The 17,596-nt window shown below is 31.2% G+C and carries 15 protein-coding genes and 1 pseudogene; 1 reads left to right on the forward strand and 15 read right to left on the reverse strand.

From position 1 onward, the window contains the following. Nucleotides 1-160 precede the first annotated feature (160 nt). The 8 genes from KM800_RS08655 to KM800_RS08690 all read right to left on the reverse strand — a co-directional run bounded on the left by KM800_RS08655 (nucleotide 161) and on the right by KM800_RS08690 (nucleotide 8,647). On the reverse strand, nucleotides 161-1,690 hold the full coding sequence (locus KM800_RS08655; protein ID WP_217812720.1) for a sensor histidine kinase: 1,530 nt from the start codon (nucleotides 1,688-1,690) through the stop codon (nucleotides 161-163). A gap of 26 nt (nucleotides 1,691-1,716) precedes the next feature. Further along, nucleotides 1,717-2,400, reverse strand: coding sequence for a response regulator transcription factor (locus tag KM800_RS08660; RefSeq protein WP_217812721.1), 684 nt, complete (start codon nucleotides 2,398-2,400; stop codon nucleotides 1,717-1,719). A gap of 113 nt (nucleotides 2,401-2,513) precedes the next feature. After that, the gene (locus KM800_RS08665; RefSeq protein ID WP_217812722.1) at nucleotides 2,514-3,446 is read right to left on the reverse strand and encodes a methyl-accepting chemotaxis protein; all 933 of its coding nucleotides are present in this window, start codon (nucleotides 3,444-3,446) and stop codon (nucleotides 2,514-2,516) included. 174 nt (nucleotides 3,447-3,620) lie between these two features. Next, a complete protein-coding gene (locus KM800_RS08670; protein ID WP_217812753.1) occupies nucleotides 3,621-3,893 on the reverse strand; it encodes a PfkB family carbohydrate kinase in 273 nt (90 codons plus the stop codon). A gap of 139 nt (nucleotides 3,894-4,032) precedes the next feature. After that, nucleotides 4,033-4,176, reverse strand: a complete 144-nt coding sequence (locus tag KM800_RS08675) for a hypothetical protein (protein ID WP_217812723.1) — start codon at nucleotides 4,174-4,176, stop codon at nucleotides 4,033-4,035. A 209-nt stretch (nucleotides 4,177-4,385) separates the two neighbouring features. Beyond that, on the reverse strand, nucleotides 4,386-4,835 hold the full coding sequence (locus KM800_RS08680) for an MBL fold metallo-hydrolase (protein WP_217812724.1): 450 nt from the start codon (nucleotides 4,833-4,835) through the stop codon (nucleotides 4,386-4,388). A gap of 115 nt (nucleotides 4,836-4,950) precedes the next feature. Beyond that, the gene (locus KM800_RS08685; RefSeq protein ID WP_217812725.1) at nucleotides 4,951-7,128 is read right to left on the reverse strand and encodes a methyl-accepting chemotaxis protein; all 2,178 of its coding nucleotides are present in this window, start codon (nucleotides 7,126-7,128) and stop codon (nucleotides 4,951-4,953) included. A gap of 328 nt (nucleotides 7,129-7,456) precedes the next feature. Continuing rightward, nucleotides 7,457-8,647 carry an IS110 family transposase gene (locus KM800_RS08690; protein WP_217812726.1) on the reverse strand — a complete coding sequence of 397 codons (1,191 nt, stop codon included), beginning with the start codon at nucleotides 8,645-8,647 and terminating at the stop codon, nucleotides 7,457-7,459. 404 nt (nucleotides 8,648-9,051) lie between these two features. On the opposite strand from KM800_RS08690, the gene KM800_RS08695 reads away from it, so the two are divergent. After that, entirely contained in the window at nucleotides 9,052-9,246 is a 195-nt protein-coding gene (locus KM800_RS08695) for a hypothetical protein (RefSeq protein ID WP_254906507.1), read from the forward strand. Between the two features lie 173 nt (nucleotides 9,247-9,419). On the opposite strand, the gene KM800_RS08700 is transcribed toward KM800_RS08695, so the two are convergent. The 7 genes and pseudogenes from KM800_RS08700 to KM800_RS08725 form a co-directional block, all read right to left on the reverse strand. Further along, complete coding sequence (locus KM800_RS08700; RefSeq protein WP_254906508.1) at nucleotides 9,420-9,989, reverse strand: GDSL-type esterase/lipase family protein; 570 nt, start codon at nucleotides 9,987-9,989, stop codon at nucleotides 9,420-9,422. Nucleotides 9,990-10,077: 88 nt separating this feature from the next. Beyond that, entirely contained in the window at nucleotides 10,078-11,496 is a 1,419-nt protein-coding gene (gene lpdA / locus KM800_RS08705; RefSeq protein WP_330655577.1) for a dihydrolipoyl dehydrogenase, read from the reverse strand. Nucleotides 11,497-11,694: 198 nt separating this feature from the next. Then, nucleotides 11,695-11,856 (reverse strand): annotated as a pseudogene (locus KM800_RS15665) (biotin/lipoyl-containing protein); the annotation flags it as partial. 43 nt (nucleotides 11,857-11,899) lie between these two features. Beyond that, entirely contained in the window at nucleotides 11,900-13,252 is a 1,353-nt protein-coding gene (locus KM800_RS08710; protein WP_017751087.1) for a 2-oxo acid dehydrogenase subunit E2, read from the reverse strand. Nucleotides 13,253-13,366: 114 nt separating this feature from the next. After that, entirely contained in the window at nucleotides 13,367-14,338 is a 972-nt protein-coding gene (locus tag KM800_RS08715; RefSeq protein ID WP_017751086.1) for an alpha-ketoacid dehydrogenase subunit beta, read from the reverse strand. A gap of 1 nt (nucleotide 14,339) precedes the next feature. Then, nucleotides 14,340-15,296 (reverse strand): thiamine pyrophosphate-dependent dehydrogenase E1 component subunit alpha, encoded by a 957-nt coding sequence (locus KM800_RS08720; RefSeq protein ID WP_217812754.1) that lies wholly within the window; start codon nucleotides 15,294-15,296, stop codon nucleotides 14,340-14,342. A gap of 276 nt (nucleotides 15,297-15,572) precedes the next feature. Further along, nucleotides 15,573-17,531, reverse strand: a complete 1,959-nt coding sequence (locus KM800_RS08725; RefSeq protein ID WP_217812729.1) for a sigma-54-dependent Fis family transcriptional regulator — start codon at nucleotides 17,529-17,531, stop codon at nucleotides 15,573-15,575. Nucleotides 17,532-17,596 lie beyond the last annotated feature (65 nt).

Consider the following 17,596-nt stretch of genomic DNA (forward strand, 5'->3'; position numbering starts at 1 on the left):
AAAATGCGTATTCATATATTCAGGATAAATAAAAAGAGCGTATATGTTATTTTTTTAACATATACGCTCTACCTAACTATATTCTATGTTAGAGTCAAATTACACATTTTATTAAATGTCAATATTTTTTACAAAAAATATACTTTTTATTAACAAAAAATTAATATATTGTGTTCATCTCAAAATAAAATTTCACTCCAATATTTGTATTTTTTATACCATATTTATAACCATGAAGTGTTAAAATGTTTTTTACTATAGCCAAGCCAAGTCCAGTACCTCCCAACTTCCTGTTTCTTGATTTATCTATTCTATAAAAATTATTCCAGACTTTGTCAATTTGATCCTCAGGTATATTAATCCCACTGTTTTCAACAGATACAACAATTTTCTTGTCTACTTTAGCAATTAAAACTATAATATGTCCATTTTCATTAGTATATCTAATAGCATTTGTTAAAAAATTAGTAATTACCTGTTCAATCATATTCCAATCTGCATATACTTTAATATTATGCAATATTTTAGTTTCCAAAATTATATTTTTATTTTTTATAATAACTGAAAACTTTTTTAAAATAGGCTGTATAAGTCTATCTACAAAAAATTCTTCTCTTGTAATCTTGAATATACCTGATTCTAGATGTGATAAATTCAACATATCCGCTACAAGATACCCCATTTTTTTGCTTTCATCTATTATTATATCAATATAATAATCCCTATTTTCAGATTCAAATACATTATCTTTAATTCCTTCAGCATATCCCTCTATTAAATTTATAGGTGTCTTCAATTCATGAGATACTGCATTTACAAAATCCTTTCTTGTCCTTTCAAGTCTTCTCTCTCTTTCTATATCCACTTCAAGCTTTTTATTTACTTTTTTTAGAGATGTAAGTGCATTATCAAGATTATCTGACAAAAAATTTAGATTACATGCCAAATTTCCAATTTCATCATTGCGATTTATACTACACTTCTCTGAGAAATCAAGTTCAGCCATTTTTTTTGCAGTTGAATTGATTTTTACTAGCGGCTTTGAGATCATGTTAGTATATATTAAAGATAAGACTATAATAATAACCATGGCTCCAATATAGAAGTATACATAAAATTCTTTTATTACTGCTGATGCTTCATTTACAGGTTGTAATGAAGTTATTGCAAATATTATTTCATTTTTTTTATTATCTGGAACTGCACTTAATATATTTTTTGTGCCATTAATTCTTGTATCCGTAATAATTGTAATTGGCTTATTATTTTGTTTCATAGTACTCAATATATCTGCACTTGAACTCCACTCCATTATTATGCTATTTATGATTTTTACCCTTAATGTATCATATCCTTTATCATAAGAATTTGTTATGAATTTTATCTTTTGATTCTGTCCCATTATTACAATTTTTGAATTATTATCTTCTTCAAAATTCTTCATTAAATCAATTATGTTATTTTCATCTTTTGATTTATTATATTGCAATGCAAATTTTTGGATTTTATTCTCTAAATGCCTTTTCTTTTGTGCTATATAAAATTTTCCAAAAAATACCGACTGAAATAGTAGTGTACTTGTTATAAATATTGTAAAAACAAAAGCTGTTACCAAAAATAACTTCAAAGTTATATTTTTTCTTATTTTCAACACAATCCTGTTTTTTAATATTAAATCTTGTAATTTCATAACATTTACTCCATATGGATAATTTTTTATTTTTTTTCTTTAATATCAAACTTATATCCTACACCTCGTATAGTGGTTATAAGATACGCCTTATCTCCCAACTTTTCTCTAAGCCTCTTTACGTGGGTATCAACAGTTCTTAAATCACCATAATAATCCAATCCCCATACATAATCCAAAATTTTTTCTCTGGTTAAAACTATATTTTTATTTTTTATCAGATAACAAAGAAGCTCAAATTCTTTTGGTGAAAGATATATATCATCTTCATTTATTTTCACTTCATGGGCTTCTTCATTCATACACAATCCATCATAATTATTTTTTTCACCATTTTCTGCGTCTGAATAAGCTCTTTTTAAAAGAGCTTTTATTCTTGCTACAAGTATACTTGGACTTACAGGTTTAGTCACATAACTATCAGTACCTAATTGAAATCCTAAAAGCTGATCTTCATCTTCCGCTCTTGCCGTTAACATAATTATAGGAACATTTGATGTCTCCCTAAGTTTTCTACATACTGTCCATCCATCCATTAGAGGCATCATTATATCCAATACAACTAAGTCCACTTCGTATTTTTCAAATTTATCCAGTGCATCTTTACCATTTTCAGCTAATACAGTTTTCATCCCATCCTTTTTAAGATAAGCTTCCATAAGTAATCTCATTCTCTCTTCATCATCTACTATTAAAATAGTTCTATTCATTTAAAATACCCCTTAAAATATATGTTTTTATAGGAATTATACCATAAATTTAAAAATACTTATACAATAAATACCACGCAAACAGTATACTGTTTACGTGGTATTTATTGTATCTAATTCAGTTTTTCTGTAAATGAAGCCAACTCATTTACACTTTCATCCAAAGCCTCATCTACTACAGAAGCTTCATCTATATGTTTAAGAATCTGTGTATTTGTATTATTCAATATATCGTCTATCGCACTTGTTTTTTTGGATATTTCCTCTATATTCTGCTTTTGTTCAGTCATAGAGCTCTTTACCGATTTGACTATGTTTTCTACCTGTGAGAAAGCACTTAATGTATCATCTATTTTCTGCATGGCTTCTTTTGAAGATTTTATTCCATGTTCAACAAATTCTGTACTCTTTCCAGCATTACCAAGAACAACTTTTGTATCATCGTTTATAGATCTAATTAGATCAGTTATATCCTTGGTACTACTTCCTGTAACTTCGGCTAATTTTTTTACCTCATCAGCAACTACTGCAAATCCCTTTCCACTTTCTCCCGCTCTTGCGGCTTCTATAGATGCATTCAATGCAAGTAAATTTGTTTGACGTGCTATACCTGTTATTAATTGTGCTATCTGATTTATTTTATTAAATCTTTTTGCAAGCTCATTTAAGCTAGAATATGTACCTTTTATTTCCTTCTCCAAAGATTCTACTTCTTTTTTGTTCAGTTCAATAGCCTGTCTTCCCTTTACAGATTTTTCTATAGTTTCTTCTGTCAAATCAAGAAGCTTGTTTCCTTTTTCAAATAAAAGGTTTGTTGATTCAATAGCATTCTTTGTAACATCTGATATTCCACTCATATGATTTTCTATATCTTTTGTAAGTTCCTTTAGAATATCATGTTCACTATTAACCTCATTATGCTGTTTTATTATATCTTCTATTTTTATTTTCATATTTTTTAAAAATTCTACAGTATCATTATTTGAAATTACTTTAGTACCTTCAAGTTCTACATTATTTCTCTTTTTTGTATTAGAAAAATCCATATGTGCCTTTCCTCCTTATATTCCGATAATTAATTTTATATTACATCTAATTTTGAAAATTAGCAATAAGACTTTATCTACAGACTCAAAGAAACTGAAATGGCTATAAATAGCATATTATAAAAAATATATTCCTATTTAAAGATGCAGTTTTTATACAGATCAGCTCTACATTTATTTATAAATCCTCTTAACTTCCTTCAAATATGGAATGGAAGGTTGTGCTCCTTTTCTCTGAACCGTTATTGAAGCTACCCGATTTCCAAATACTACAGCATCTTTTAAATTTTCAAAAGATATATGTTCTATATCAATTTTTGAAACTAATGCTCCTAAAAAGCTATCTCCTGCTGCAGTAGTATCAATAGCTTGTACTTTATAAGTTGGTATCAATTCCTGCTTATGTTCTGTAATTAAAGCCGCTCCAATTTCTCCAAAAGTTATTATTACAGCTTTCCTGCCTCAGCCTCACTTTTTAAATTATTTACATGTATTTTTGTGAGTGCATATATTTCAACTTCATTTGGTATTATTATATCTGTGTTTTGTATAATACCATCACTAATTTCCAATACAGGCGAAGGATTCAATACTGTAATTTTATTATATTTTTTGCTATTTTAAAACCTTTTTCTATAACCTTCATGGGTATTTCAAATTGAGATACTAAAATATCAGATTTAGAAATAATATATTCTGAACTATCTATATCATTATTCAAAATGTCCATATTACAGCCTGATACTACTATAATTGGATTATCTCCCTGATTATTTACAGTTATAATTGCAACCCCGTAGGTTTATTTTCTTATTTTAAATCATCCCCCAATAAAATGTTTAACTTCCTTATATACTCATGATAACTTATTTATTTGAAAAATCAATAAATCATTTTATCGGGTAGATTCAAATACTTCTTATTTACGCCATAAAATCATTATATAAATAATACTCTGTCATTTACTATGTATGACATGGAACCAGGATCATGATCTGGTATAACAAATGATTTTATTTTTACTCTTCCTATACTGGTTACTTCTCCATCTTTAAGTTTTCTGTAACTTGTATTTTTATACCTGTCAAGGTAGGATATTAATTTTTCAGACTTTTTAGATGATATGTCCCTTGACAAATGGATTCTGGCATTTCTAAATAATTTAATACCTCCTATATATCTAAAATCTGGATGTGTTAAAAATACACTTGAAATTGAATCTGGATTTATATTTATCTTTTTTAATTCCCTATTAATAATAAACGGCATGAATCCAGTATCAAAACATATATTGGTATTTCTATCAGAATATATGAAGAAATTAGAAATTAATGTTTTTACAACAAAAACATTTCCAGTTATTTTCTGAGTTTTATTCAATCTAAACATAATATAGAACCTCACATTCACAGGTTTAATCCGTACTATTTTCTTAACTGTATAATTTCCATATTTCAATAAAATTATACATAATTTAAAGTGATGTGAAACTCTATATAGAATTTCACACCACTTTAAATGCTCCAACCATTTCCTGAAGATTGTCTGAAGTATACTCTAAATTATCCGTAACCTGCTTTAATCTTACTGTTTCTTTAAGAATTTGTTGTAATAAAATCAAGGATTCCTCACTTCTGCTGGCACCATTTGAAGTTCTTCTATCTATTTCATCAGCAGATTCGTTTATATTTATTACCATATTGTCTACATCTTTATTTTCCTTATTGGTTATTTCAAGTATAGTCTCCATTTTTTGAGTTATGTCCTTTACATTATCTACAATATATTTGAAAGAATCTATATTGTCCTTTACATTTCCAGTGGACTCCTGTACTTTGCTGTCAATTTCATTTATATCGTTAAAAGTATTATTTGTCTCCTTCTGTATATTTTCAACTAAATCTCCTATAGATTTAGTCGCCTCTTCTGTTTGTACTGCTAATTTTGATATCTCCTCTGCTACTACTCCAAATCCTTTTCCTGCTTCCCCAGCCCTTGCAGATTCTATTGTTGCATTTAATGCCAAAAGTTGAGTCTGTGCACTTATACTACTTATCGTCGTAACTGCTTTACTTATAGAATCAGAATGCTTTTGAAGTATTTTTATTCTGTCCAAAGTTATCTTCATGGTTTTTTCCAGATCGCCTATGGATTTAAGCACATTGTTAGAAGAATCATTTGCCTTAAGCGCATGATTGCTTGTATTTACAGTTTTATCCGTAACCTCATTTATGAGAGTGCCCATTTCCTGTATTGATGCTGAAAGATTATTAAAATGTTCTTTTGTTCCCTGAAATACACTATTCTGTTTTTTCGAAATATCTACCAAACCATCTACAGTTTTGGATACTTTTTTCATACTTTCCTTTATGTTATTGGTTAAATTGGAGACTATATTAATAGAATTTTTTGATGCTTTAGAAGAAGTATCAACTCTTTTTATCATAGTCATTTGATTATTTATAAATTTATTAAACCATCGTGACAACTCGCCTATTTCATCATAAGACATCTTATCTACTCTTTTAGTTAAATCACCTTCTCCTTCAGCCAATAAATGAAGTATATCAACTGTTCTGTTAAGTGGATTTGAAACTAGCTTTTTTGATATTTCATAACTTACGAAAGTTATTATAAGCCAGACTATGATTGAACTTATAATTCCATAATTTGGCTTTAAATAGTATGCTATATTACCACATACCATAGCCGCTGCTGATACAGCAGATATTACAAGTGGTATTCTAATATTTATACTTTTAAAATTATATATTTCCGATATATCTCCTTCACACATCATTCCCCAAACTTCATCACTACAGGGCGGTTTTATAAGAGTGCCTTTCCCGCCTACCATAATATGTCTATAATCAGGATATCCTGGCCAACAATCTAAGTTTTCACCATTTTTTATAGTATTAAGTACACCATTATGTAATTTCCCCGTTTTAGGATCAGTAAATCTAATTTCAAATTCAGTATGCTTTTTTATTCTAACTGTACCCCATTTTGAAGTTTTTATTCCGTCTTTGAGATTATCTCCCATAGTAAATGTATTATCTTCAAATCTACTTCTCGATATAGCTGTTCCCTGAGGTATATCCCTATCTGTTTTTACCATAAATAAGTAGTTATCACCTGAATCCTTATATACATGAGTATCTTCGTCTTGAATCACATTGCTCATATCATCATTTAATACACGACCTAACAGTATTCTCCTGCTACTTGTACAATTTATATATGGTATAGAAAACATCAGCGTAACTTCGTCTGAAAATTTCTTTTTTGATAGATCTATGTCCAAAGTATATTTATCCACATAAGGACCATACATGAACCTTTCTTCCTGCATGCCCTTTTTATAATTTGGAAAACTGCTCATATCAATACCTTTGTGTTTATTATATGTAGATTGAAATATTATACCTTTATCATCCAATATGATAAACTCGCAAAAATCTTTATATTGTTTAAGTCTTTCATTCATTTCTCCAAGTACTTTAGTGGTGTCTTCATCAAAGTTTTTTATAATATGACTGACATTCTCCATCTGTACCCATTTATCTCTAAACCAATTTTCGAGAGCCTTTTTTCTTCCTCTTGATATTCCTTCAAATACTTGTTCAGATTGTTTCTTAATTTTTCTATTTAATATATACATGAACTTTGATTTTATCATTAGTTATCCCCCTAAAATGAATAAAACTACTTCAATATTATTTTTATTCTCCAAATTTATTTAAATTCCTGCAAATTTATTAAAAAAAATGTAATTTATTTAAATTTTGATTTACATTTATAATGTATTGTTTACAACTTCTTAATCTATTTGTGATATACTATTGTAAAAAATATTACATACTTAAAGGAGATTGGTAATATGTCAATATGAAAAAACAAAACAATTGGAAATTATTTTAGAAATTTTCATAAAAAAGAGTACAATTAATAAGCTTTAGTCAGTTTCCATTTTTTAACTGGAAACTGTAAGGGTAGAATATAAAAGATTATGAATTTATTTCTTTATCAGCGTCATCATTCATAGTGTAGAGCTGATTTTTGCTCAGCAATGCAAATATCAACCTTATTAGTTTTCTACCTGTGAGTGCAAGTGCTCTTTTATGTTTGTGGATTAAAGCTTCATTATACTTTTTATGGTAGTAGTCATTGTATTCTCTATTGAATCGTAAAGTACTGCCTGCGGCTTCGAGGATATAGTATCTTAAATATTTATTACCTGTTTTAGTTAAATACGTATCCTCTGCTGTAATTCCGGCTGCAAAAACAGGCCCTATGCCATATATAGAACAAAGGCATTCAAATTCATGTGTCTGCAGTACTTTAACTGCTCTTTCAATTGCTTTATCAAGAGTTTTAACCTCTTTTTCTAAAGCTTTTATGCAGTTAAATGATGCAGCAATTGCAGCATTAAGTGGGTTATATAAAGATTTATCAAGTCGATAAGAGTCACGCGCTGCCCTTTTTAGAATTTTGGCGGTAGCCATTGGATCTTTGAATCTATTTTTACTTTTGTCAACTAAGAAATCAACTAATTGGTTTATATCAGTGTTCGCAATTTCTTCTGTTGACATAAATTCAGTTAATACAGCCGAAGATGTGGATCCAAATTTATTTGAAAAAGGTCGGTCGCTCTTATCCAGTACAGCTAATTCACTGAACTTAAGGAAAATATTCGAGAGAATATATGATTTTTCCCTTGTGATATTTTCCATGATATGCAGCCTGCATCTAGTCAGTCTCTGTAATGCAATATATTGGCTGCCTTTCCATGGTGCCGTTGTTATTTTTCCTACTCTTGCAAAGTCCGAAATAACCATGGCATCCTTCGGATCTGTTTTGTCAATATCAATAAAAGTTTTCTTATAATTAGCTATAACCTTTGGATTCAGACAATAAACCTTCGGCTTAAACCACAATAATTTCTCATGACATGATAAAAAGTTGGCTATATGCCAGCTATAGAATGAGGTGGATTCCATAGCTATATTAAGGTGGGTAAGTGAATTTTTCTTAAGACACTGAAGTATTTCATGTGCAATAACTTCAGCACCTGGATTGTTATTGGAAGTTTGAAAGGAAAGCAGTTTATTACCGAAGAAGTCCATACCATACACATAATTGGATTTTGAACTAACATCTATTCCTATAAATAAAGCAGCTGTTAAAGTGTTGTTCATTGGTATCACCACCTTTAATTTAGATTATAAAAAATAGGAACTAGCACAGGACTACCCTTAGTTTATACTGCATCAACACCCTCGCACTAATAAGAACTAAGTTATTAAACATTTTGCACTAGTTGCTGCGCTAGCAGTCCAATAACCTGAACAACGCCTGGGTTAGAAGCTAACAATATAAGTAAGGAAACAGTCTTTTTAAGAAGTACCACTAATGTGGTCAACAAGGAGAAACTGAATATACCTATGCTAATTCCATATTTAAATATTAGCACTAAGGGCACTCCAGTACCATCCTTTATACAAATATAATTTCCAGTAATATGTTTTCTTAAGTGGTCATTTTAATTACTGGAAATAGCATCTAAATTGACTGCTAAATTAATCATACGAGGAGATTAAAAATGAAACACAGAACGAAATTTATTATTGTTGGACTGTTTTCAGCTGGAGTTTTAGCTCACACTATTGGTAATGTAATTAGGAAGAAAAACAAATCAAAAAATATGATTGTCCTACCCCATAAAAATTTAATTATTGATGATGAATTAAAATATCTTGTTTCAGAAGGTAAAAAAATCAGGCTGTTAAAAGAGTAAAAAAATTATTTAGGTCTTAGCTTAAAAGAAGCAAAAAAATATATTGACAATTTAGATGTTTAAAACTATATAACACAAATCAGCTAAATATTTTAATTATTTAGCTGATTTTTAATATAATTAAATTTAAGCTGATTCTCTAAATAACTCAGGCTGTTAATAAACCTATTTTGTCAATAGTCTTCTAAATTTATAATTTCAGCCATTTTTTCATGACCATATCTATTTAAATGTAACCCGTCAATATAGTATTTCTCATCTATATTACCATCATCCATGTAGAAAAGCGGATAAAAATTTATTACATTAATATTATAGTTCTCAGAAAAAGTCCTTATCCATTGGTTTAATTTTATGATATCACTATTTATATTATCAAATCTTCCTATAAATCCCCACTTTTTTTGGACAATATTTTCACAGATAGGTATAGATAGTGCAAATACAGGTGTTATATTATTTTGCATAATCTGAAATGCCATGGCGGCCAAATTGGCTTCAATCTGATGTATATTCACATTCCAAATCAGGTCATTTGTCCCACCCATTATTATTGCATGTGTTGGGTTATTCAAAATAACATCATAATATATTCTAGATAGCATTCCTCCGGTTGTATCCCCTGATACACCCTTGTTTATTACTTCCACATTCAATTTAATTTCCATAAGTTTAGTCCATACCTGGCTTCTATTTACTCCATATCCATAGGTAATACTGTCTCCTATACATATTAATTTCATAGGCATCATCCCATCCCCTATTAATTTTAAATTAAAAATGACCTGCTTATTATAAACAAGTCATTTTTAAGCCATAAACTCTATACAATTAACTATGAACTTTTTGCTCTGTATTACCAACTGGGTTATTTACCATATTAAGTGCTCTATTGTCAACAGCCAGAGCAGCTTCTTTAATTGCCTCTCCCACTGTTGGATGAGCATGTATAGTAGTAACTATCTCATCTACAGTAGCCTCAAGCCTCAATGCCAGAGCAGCTTCAGTTATAAGGTCCGTAGCTCTGGGTCCAAATATATGAATCCCTAAAACTTCATCATATTCCCTGCTTGCTATTATCTTGACAACTCCATCGGTTTCATTCATTATCATTGATTTTCCATTTGCCGATAATGGAAATTTTCCTACTTTATAATCTATACCCTTCTCTTTTGCCTGCTCTTCAGTAATGCCTACAGCTGCTATTTCAGGCTTTGTATATACACAAGCCGGTACAGTCTTATAATCCATTTTGCTATTCTGTCCCATTATATTTTCTGCTGCCACAACTCCCTGTTCTGATGCCACATGTGCAAGCATGTTTTTTCCTGTACAATCTCCTATTGCATATACATTTTCTAAATTTGTTTTCATACTATTGTCTACAGAAATTTTTTCCCTTTCTGTTTTAATTCCTATACCTTCTGCATTCAATCCTTCTATATTTGCATGCCTTCCTATGGCAACTAATACTTTTTCAGCTTCTACACTTAGGTTTTCACTACCTTTTACAAAATTGACCTTTAGCCCATTTTTACTGTTTTCTATTTTGGCTACCTTACAGCCATTATTTATAGTTATACCTTCTTTAGCTAATTTTGACCTGACAAGTTCTGAAATCTCCCTATCTATTGGCGGCAAAATATATGGAAGCATTTCTACGATAGTTACCTTGCAGCCCAGTGAATTAAATATATTTGCAAATTCTATTCCTATTACTCCTCCTCCTATGATTGCCAGACTATCAGGTATTGAATTAAGGCTCAATGCTCCTGTACTGTCAATTACTCCATCCAGATCTGTTCCTGGAATTGGAGGTATAAATGGCAGAGAACCTGTTGCAATTATTGCATTATCAAAATCAATTGCTTGGGTTTGTCCATTTTCTGATGTTACTGACAGCGAATTTCTGGATTGCAATTTTGCAGATCCTTTTACCACTTTTACTTTATTGAAAGCAAGGAGTCCTCCAACACCTGATACAAGTTTCTTGACTACTTTGCCCTTTCTCTTTTGAAGGTTTTTCCAGTTTACTGTTACTTTCCCATTTATGTCAATTCCCAAATCACTGCTGTTTTTTACTTCAATAAATACCTCAGCTGAATGCAATAAAACTTTAGTAGGAATACATCCTACATTTAAACATGTACCTCCAAGTGGACCTTTTTCTACTACAGTTACTTCAGCTCCAAGTTGTGCTGCACGAATAGCTGCTATATAACCACCTGGTCCTCCTCCAATAACCACCACTTTCTTATGATCCTTTGAAGGTGATGTTTTGGACTCAACTTTCTTATCTGAAACTGAAACTTTAGATTTCACTTCTCCAACATCTGCACCTGCCTGTTTCAATAAATCGGAAATATTCTCATCTATACCTGCAACTATTGCTACTGGTTCAAGACATTTAACCGTATCTCCTTCTTGTGCAAATACCTTTCTGAGAACTCCACCTTCTTTTGCTTCAACTTCATTTGTCAATTTATCTGTTGTCACATCAAAGAGAACCTCTCCTTTTTTTATTTCTTCTCCTTCACTTTTATGCCAGGTTTCTATTTCACCTTCTTCCATAGTTAATCCAAGTTTCGGCATAACTACCAACCAACTCATAAACAACCCTCCTAAATCCTATTTCATAAATTTTTAATAGTAATTACAGTAATAATAACTCAGGTTTTTCTATATATTCTTTAATTTTTGCCAGGAATTGTGCTGCATAAGCACCGTCTATAGCTCTATGATCCGCTGTAAGGGATAGATTCATAAGAGGTTTTATAATTACTTTCCCATCTTCTACCACAGGAGTCTCACATATCCTGTTAACTCCAAGTATAGCTACTTCCGGCTGATTTATAATAGGAGAGAAGGTATCTATACCATACATTCCAAGGTTTGTTATAGTAAACGTAGCACCTCCCATATCATCTGGACCAAGCTTGTTTTCTTTGGCTTTTTTTGCAAGTTCCTTGAACTCTACTGAAAGTTCTTTCAACCCTTTTTTATCCGAATCTTTTACAACTGGTACTATAAGGCCTTCATCCAGTGCAACTGCAACACCCATATTTACATAGTTCTTTAATATAAATGAATCTCCTGAAATAGAACAATTTACAAGTGGAAACTGTTTCAAAACCACAGATACTATCTTTATAAGCAAATCAGTATAAGTTACTTTGCATATATCTTTAATGTGATTTTTAAATCTCTTTAATTCTGAAGTATCAACACTCATATTATAGGTTACAGTAGGTGAAGTACGTACACTTTCACTCATTCTCTTGGCAATAACTTTTCTCATAGGTGACATCTTTATTATTTTTTCACCATTTATTGGCTCACCTACTTGACTTGTATCAATTTCTGATAATTTTTGAATCTGTACTTCATCTGCCTTTGCAAATTTCAATACATCTTCCTTCATGATTCTTCCATCTTTATTTATCTTGTTCAAGTCAACATTAAGTTTTTCTGCCAATTTTCTTGCTACCGGTGAAACTTTAATCCTATTGCTTTCGATATATTGCTCTACATCATTCTTTACTATCCTGCCCATGGGGCCTGTACCTGTTATAAGTTCAAAATCCACATTGTTCTGAAGGGCAATTTTTTTTGCTATTGGTGATATTTTTATCCTTCCCTCTCTTTTAACAGGTACGCTCTCAGCTTCGTGCATCTCATTTTTATCCGATACCGGTGATACAGTCTCTTTTGGTTGTATTTCATCACCATCTATATTCACTTCCTGGAGAAGTCCTGAAATATCCTCATTCTTACCGGCAATTATAGCTACAGGATCAAGACACTTAACCGTATCTCCCTCCTGTGCAAATATTTTTCGGAGTACTCCACTTTCCTTTGCTTCAACTTCATTAGTTAACTTGTCTGTTGTAACGTCAAAGAGAATCTCTCCTTTTTTTACTTCCTCTCCTTCACCTTTATGCCAAGTTTCTATTTCACCTTCTTCCATAGTTAATCCAAGTTTCGGCATTACTATTAAGGAACTCATAAATACACCTCCCAATCATTTTATAAAGAACAAATATCAAAGTTCAAAGTTCAAATATCAAAATAGTGATTTACTGAATTACATGATATCTGTTCTTTATTCTTTAAACTCTGTCTAAAATAGTCCTTTAACAGCAGTAATTATCTTATTTGAATTAGGTATTACGTAGCTCTCGAGTTTCGGTGCAAATGGTATTGGTAAATTATAAGTCCCTATTCTAGCTACAGGAGCATCTAAATAGTCAAATACTTCTTCACTTATAACTGCTGAAATCTCTCCACCGAATCCGCCTCTTTTAGTTTCTTCAGTAACAACTACTGCCCTGTTTGTTTTCTTTATGGAATTGAATACAGTTTCCTTATCAAATGGATACAGAGTTCTTGGATCTATTACTTCAGCTTCAATTCCTTCTTTGGAAAGTCTATTTGCTGCTGAAAGTGCCTCATGAACCATTCTCCCTGTTGCAATTATTGTAACGTCTTTTCCTTCTCTTTTAACGTCTGCAACTCCAAATGGTATTGGCTTACCGTTCTCCTCAACTTCTCCTTTTTTAGCATATAGAACTTTATGCTCGATAAATATAACCGGATTATCATCATCTATAGCTGTAAGCATTAGACCATATGCATCTTTCGCAGTAGATGGATATGCAACTTTAAGACCCGGTACATGAGTAACCCATGCTTCCAGTGACTGTGAATGTTGCGCTGCTGCTTGAGTTCCTGCGCCACACGGAACCCTGACTACCATGGGGAGTTTTATTTTTCCACCAAACATATATCTCATTTTTGCCGCTTGATTTGCAAGCATGTCCATTCCAACAGTTAGAAAATCTATGAACATCAGTTCAGCAATTGGTCTCAGTCCTGTTGCGGATGCTCCAATTGCACATCCTATAATAGCTCCTTCTGAAATAGGGGTATCTCTAACTCTCATTTCTCCAAATTCTTCATGCATTCCCTGACTTACTCCAAAACAACCTCCAAAAGGTCCTACATCTTCACCAAACAGTAGTACATTCTTATCTTCTCTCATTCTAGTAGACATGGCATCTCTTATTGCCTGTGAATAAGTTATTTTTTTCATGTTAATCAACCCCCTCTTTCATATCAGTATATACGTCTTCAAATACTGAATTTAATTCTGGTTCAGGACTTTTATCTGCAAATTCCACTGCTTCTTTAATCTGATCATCAACTGACTTCTTAACTTTTCTCAACTCATCTTCACTCACAATATTATTTTCAACAAGGTATTTTTCAAATCTTGGAATAGGGTCTTTTTTAAGCCACTGTTCCTGCTCCTCCTGTGGTTTATAATTTGCTGCATCACCTTCGAAATGTCCCCTCTGACGATAAGTTTTACACTCTATAAGAGTTGGTCCTTCTCCATTTCTTGCTCTTTCCACAGCTGTTTTGGAAGCTTCATAAACTGCAACAGGGTCATTTCCATCTACTATTACTCCAGGTATGCCATAAGCTTTCGCCCTGTCAGCTACATTTTTAATATTCTGATGTCTCTTCTGACTTACTGAAATTCCATATCCGTTATTTTCACATACATAGACAACAGGCAGTTTCCATACACTTGCCATATTTAAAGATTCATGAAATGTACCCTGATTTGTAGAAGCATCACCAAAGAAACATACTGCAACCTGGTCAGTTCCTCTATACTGTGCACTCATACCTGCTCCAACTACTATATCGTGACCTGCTCCTACTATACCATTTGCGCCCAATATTCCTTTAGTTGAATCGGCAATATGCATTGAGCCACCTTTTCCTTTACAGTAACCTGTAGCTTTTCCGAAAAGCTCGGCCATCATATATTTCAAATCCCCACCTTTGGCAATTATATGACCATGTCCTCTATGGGTACTTGTAATATAATCAGAATCTTTAAGATTTTCACATACAGCTGAAGCTACAGCTTCCTCTCCTATATATAGATGAACAAAACCTGGAATTTTTCCTTCCGCAAAAGAATTCATTGCCACAGTTTCAAAAGCCCTTATTTTTAGCATTTTATCATAGATATCCATAAGTTTGCTGGAATCTATCCTCTCTTTTACATTTTCCAAAACAATCCCTCCTAAATCAATAATATTTATTAAATAAACGTTTTCAAGGTTGTTAATTAATTTTGTCTTGTACTTATTTACTTCAGCAAATCCCGTGCCAAAACCAAAGTCCTTATAAACTCCCAATATATATTTTTGCAATATATAAATTGTAATCTTTTTGGGAAAAATTTATGCCATAGTGGGAAATTTAAACTTTTTTCCCATTATGGCATTTAAACATCATATTTACCTAGATTAATTTTCTTCTATGTCAAGATTATATCTTTTAATTTTTCTATATAGAGTAGATTTGCCTACATCAATCAATTTGCTTGCCTTAACTACATTTCCATTGCAGTATTTCAGTGCTTTTATAATATGTTCCTTTTCAATCTGTTCCATTGTTTGGATTTTAACAGTAGATTCTGTATCATCACAAGCAATACACTTTATATTATGTTTAGTAATATCCTTAATATAATCTGGTATAAGCTCTCCAGATATAACTCCATCTTTTGCTAGATAATAGGACCTCTGAACTACATTTTCAAGTTCTCTTACATTACCAGGCCATTTATAATTTTTAAGCACATCAAAAAAACTTTTGTCAACATATTTGATTCTAAGAGAATTTTTATTATTTAATTTATCTAGAAATGATTTTATAAAGAGTGGTACATCTTCTTTTCTTTCTCTTAAAGGAATTAATTTTATATTAAACACGTTCAATCTGAAGTACAGATCACTTCTAAAACTCTTTTTATCTACTTCTTTAATTATATCTCTATTGGTTGCCGCCACTACCCTCACATTTAAATTTCTCTCAAATTTTCCTCCAATTCTTGTAATTGTATGATTATCCAAGACTCTTAAAAGCTTAGATTGTATTTCAAGAGGAAGTTCTCCAATTTCATCTAAAAATATGGTACCTCCATTTGCCAATTCAAACTTTCCAGGATTCCCTTCCTTGGAAGCTCCTGTAAAAGACCCCTTTTCATATCCAAAAAGCTCACTTTCTACAAGATCCTTTGGAAGAGCTGCACAATTTATTGCCACAAAAGGTCCTTCACTCCTTCTACTTGCATTATGAATTGAATGTGCAAACAATTCCTTTCCAGTTCCACTTTCTCCTGTTATAAGTACGGTACATTCATTTTGTGCTATACTCTTTGCATCCTTGATTATATTTTTCATTTTAACATTATCTGTAAGTATATTTTCAAAATCATATTTAGAAGAAAAGCCAGCTATTCTATTTACAAGATTACGCATACTGTCAGCTTTCTTTACAAGTACTACAAATCCAATATTATTTTCATTCATTGATACAGGAGTTACATCTATATTACATTCTATTCTTCTCTTTTTTATATGCAAACTTATCTCCCTGTAAGTAATCCTGTTGTTGTTATTTGAATCATACATATCATTTTTAATATCACTGAGTAAAACTTCTATATCCAATTTATTCATTTCATCTTTTGATATCTTTAGTATTCTGCAAATTTTAAGATTGAAATACTTCAATCTTAAATCATTATCTATAACTAATATTCCCTCATTAATTGAATTAAAAGCTGCTTCAGTCCATTTTCTATGCTCTGATATAACAAATTGTTCCTGTATAGTGTTAGAAGCTTCTACTACTATGCCTAATGTATGAGTGTGAAAATCTCCAAATCCCCCTGACAAGTCAATGCATCCTATTATCTTACCCTTACTATCATGTATAGGTGCAGCAGAGCAAGTCCATTTATGTTGTCTATTGCAGTAATGCTCGGCTCCCAAGGTTTGAATTGGCTTGTTTAAATAAATACATGTTCCAATAGCATTTGTTCCAACATCTTTCTCCAGCCATCTACGTCCTTCAAGAAAATCAAGATTTCTATTATCATTCATTATTTTCTCATTTCCAATTATCTTTAATATAACTGCATTTTCATCTGTTAATATGATAGAATAGTTGGTTTCTTTTAAAACATCATATAAATTAAGCATTATAGGCAATGCAATTTGTATAAGTTCTTTTTTCAATGATAATACATTGTCAAATTCACTTTTAGAGAGTAATTTAACATTCTTCATATTAACATCTACACCATAGTTTTTACACCTGATCCATGAATTCAAAATATCTGGTCTTACATTGATTGGTATGTCATTAAAGTTTATAAAATTATTTCTCTGATCTTCAATTTTCTCTAAATACTCCATAGATTTTCCCCCTAAATTTTTAATGAAGCATAGAATATCAACTAATTATATTATAATACTATTTT

The sequence above is a fragment of the Clostridium tyrobutyricum genome, assembly GCF_019144085.1.
Classification (GTDB): domain Bacteria; phylum Bacillota; class Clostridia; order Clostridiales; family Clostridiaceae; genus Clostridium_B; species Clostridium_B tyrobutyricum_A.

Excerpts from the sequence above, each read along its gene's own strand:
- KM800_RS08690 (WP_217812726.1), bottom strand. The coding sequence starts at position 8,647 with ATGAACAACACTTTAACAGCTGCTTTATTTATAGGAATAGATGTTAGT.
- KM800_RS08665 (WP_217812722.1), bottom strand. The coding sequence starts at position 3,446 with ATGGATTTTTCTAATACAAAAAAGAGAAATAATGTAGAACTTGAAGGT.
- KM800_RS08675 (WP_217812723.1), bottom strand. The coding sequence starts at position 4,176 with ATGGACATTTTGAATAATGATATAGATAGTTCAGAATATATTATTTCT.
- KM800_RS08680 (WP_217812724.1), bottom strand. The coding sequence starts at position 4,835 with ATGTTTAGATTGAATAAAACTCAGAAAATAACTGGAAATGTTTTTGTT.
- KM800_RS08710 (WP_017751087.1), bottom strand. The coding sequence starts at position 13,252 with ATGAGTTCCTTAATAGTAATGCCGAAACTTGGATTAACTATGGAAGAA.
- KM800_RS08715 (WP_017751086.1), bottom strand. The coding sequence starts at position 14,338 with ATGAAAAAAATAACTTATTCACAGGCAATAAGAGATGCCATGTCTACT.
- KM800_RS08685 (WP_217812725.1), bottom strand. The coding sequence starts at position 7,128 with ATGATAAAATCAAAGTTCATGTATATATTAAATAGAAAAATTAAGAAA.
- KM800_RS08655 (WP_217812720.1), bottom strand. The coding sequence starts at position 1,690 with ATGAAATTACAAGATTTAATATTAAAAAACAGGATTGTGTTGAAAATA.
- KM800_RS08660 (WP_217812721.1), bottom strand. The coding sequence starts at position 2,400 with ATGAATAGAACTATTTTAATAGTAGATGATGAAGAGAGAATGAGATTA.
- KM800_RS08720 (WP_217812754.1), bottom strand. The coding sequence starts at position 15,296 with ATGGATATCTATGATAAAATGCTAAAAATAAGGGCTTTTGAAACTGTG.
- KM800_RS08695 (WP_254906507.1), top strand. The coding sequence starts at position 9,052 with ATGAAACACAGAACGAAATTTATTATTGTTGGACTGTTTTCAGCTGGA.
- KM800_RS08725 (WP_217812729.1), bottom strand. The coding sequence starts at position 17,531 with ATGGAGTATTTAGAGAAAATTGAAGATCAGAGAAATAATTTTATAAAC.
- KM800_RS08700 (WP_254906508.1), bottom strand. The coding sequence starts at position 9,989 with ATGAAATTAATATGTATAGGAGACAGTATTACCTATGGATATGGAGTA.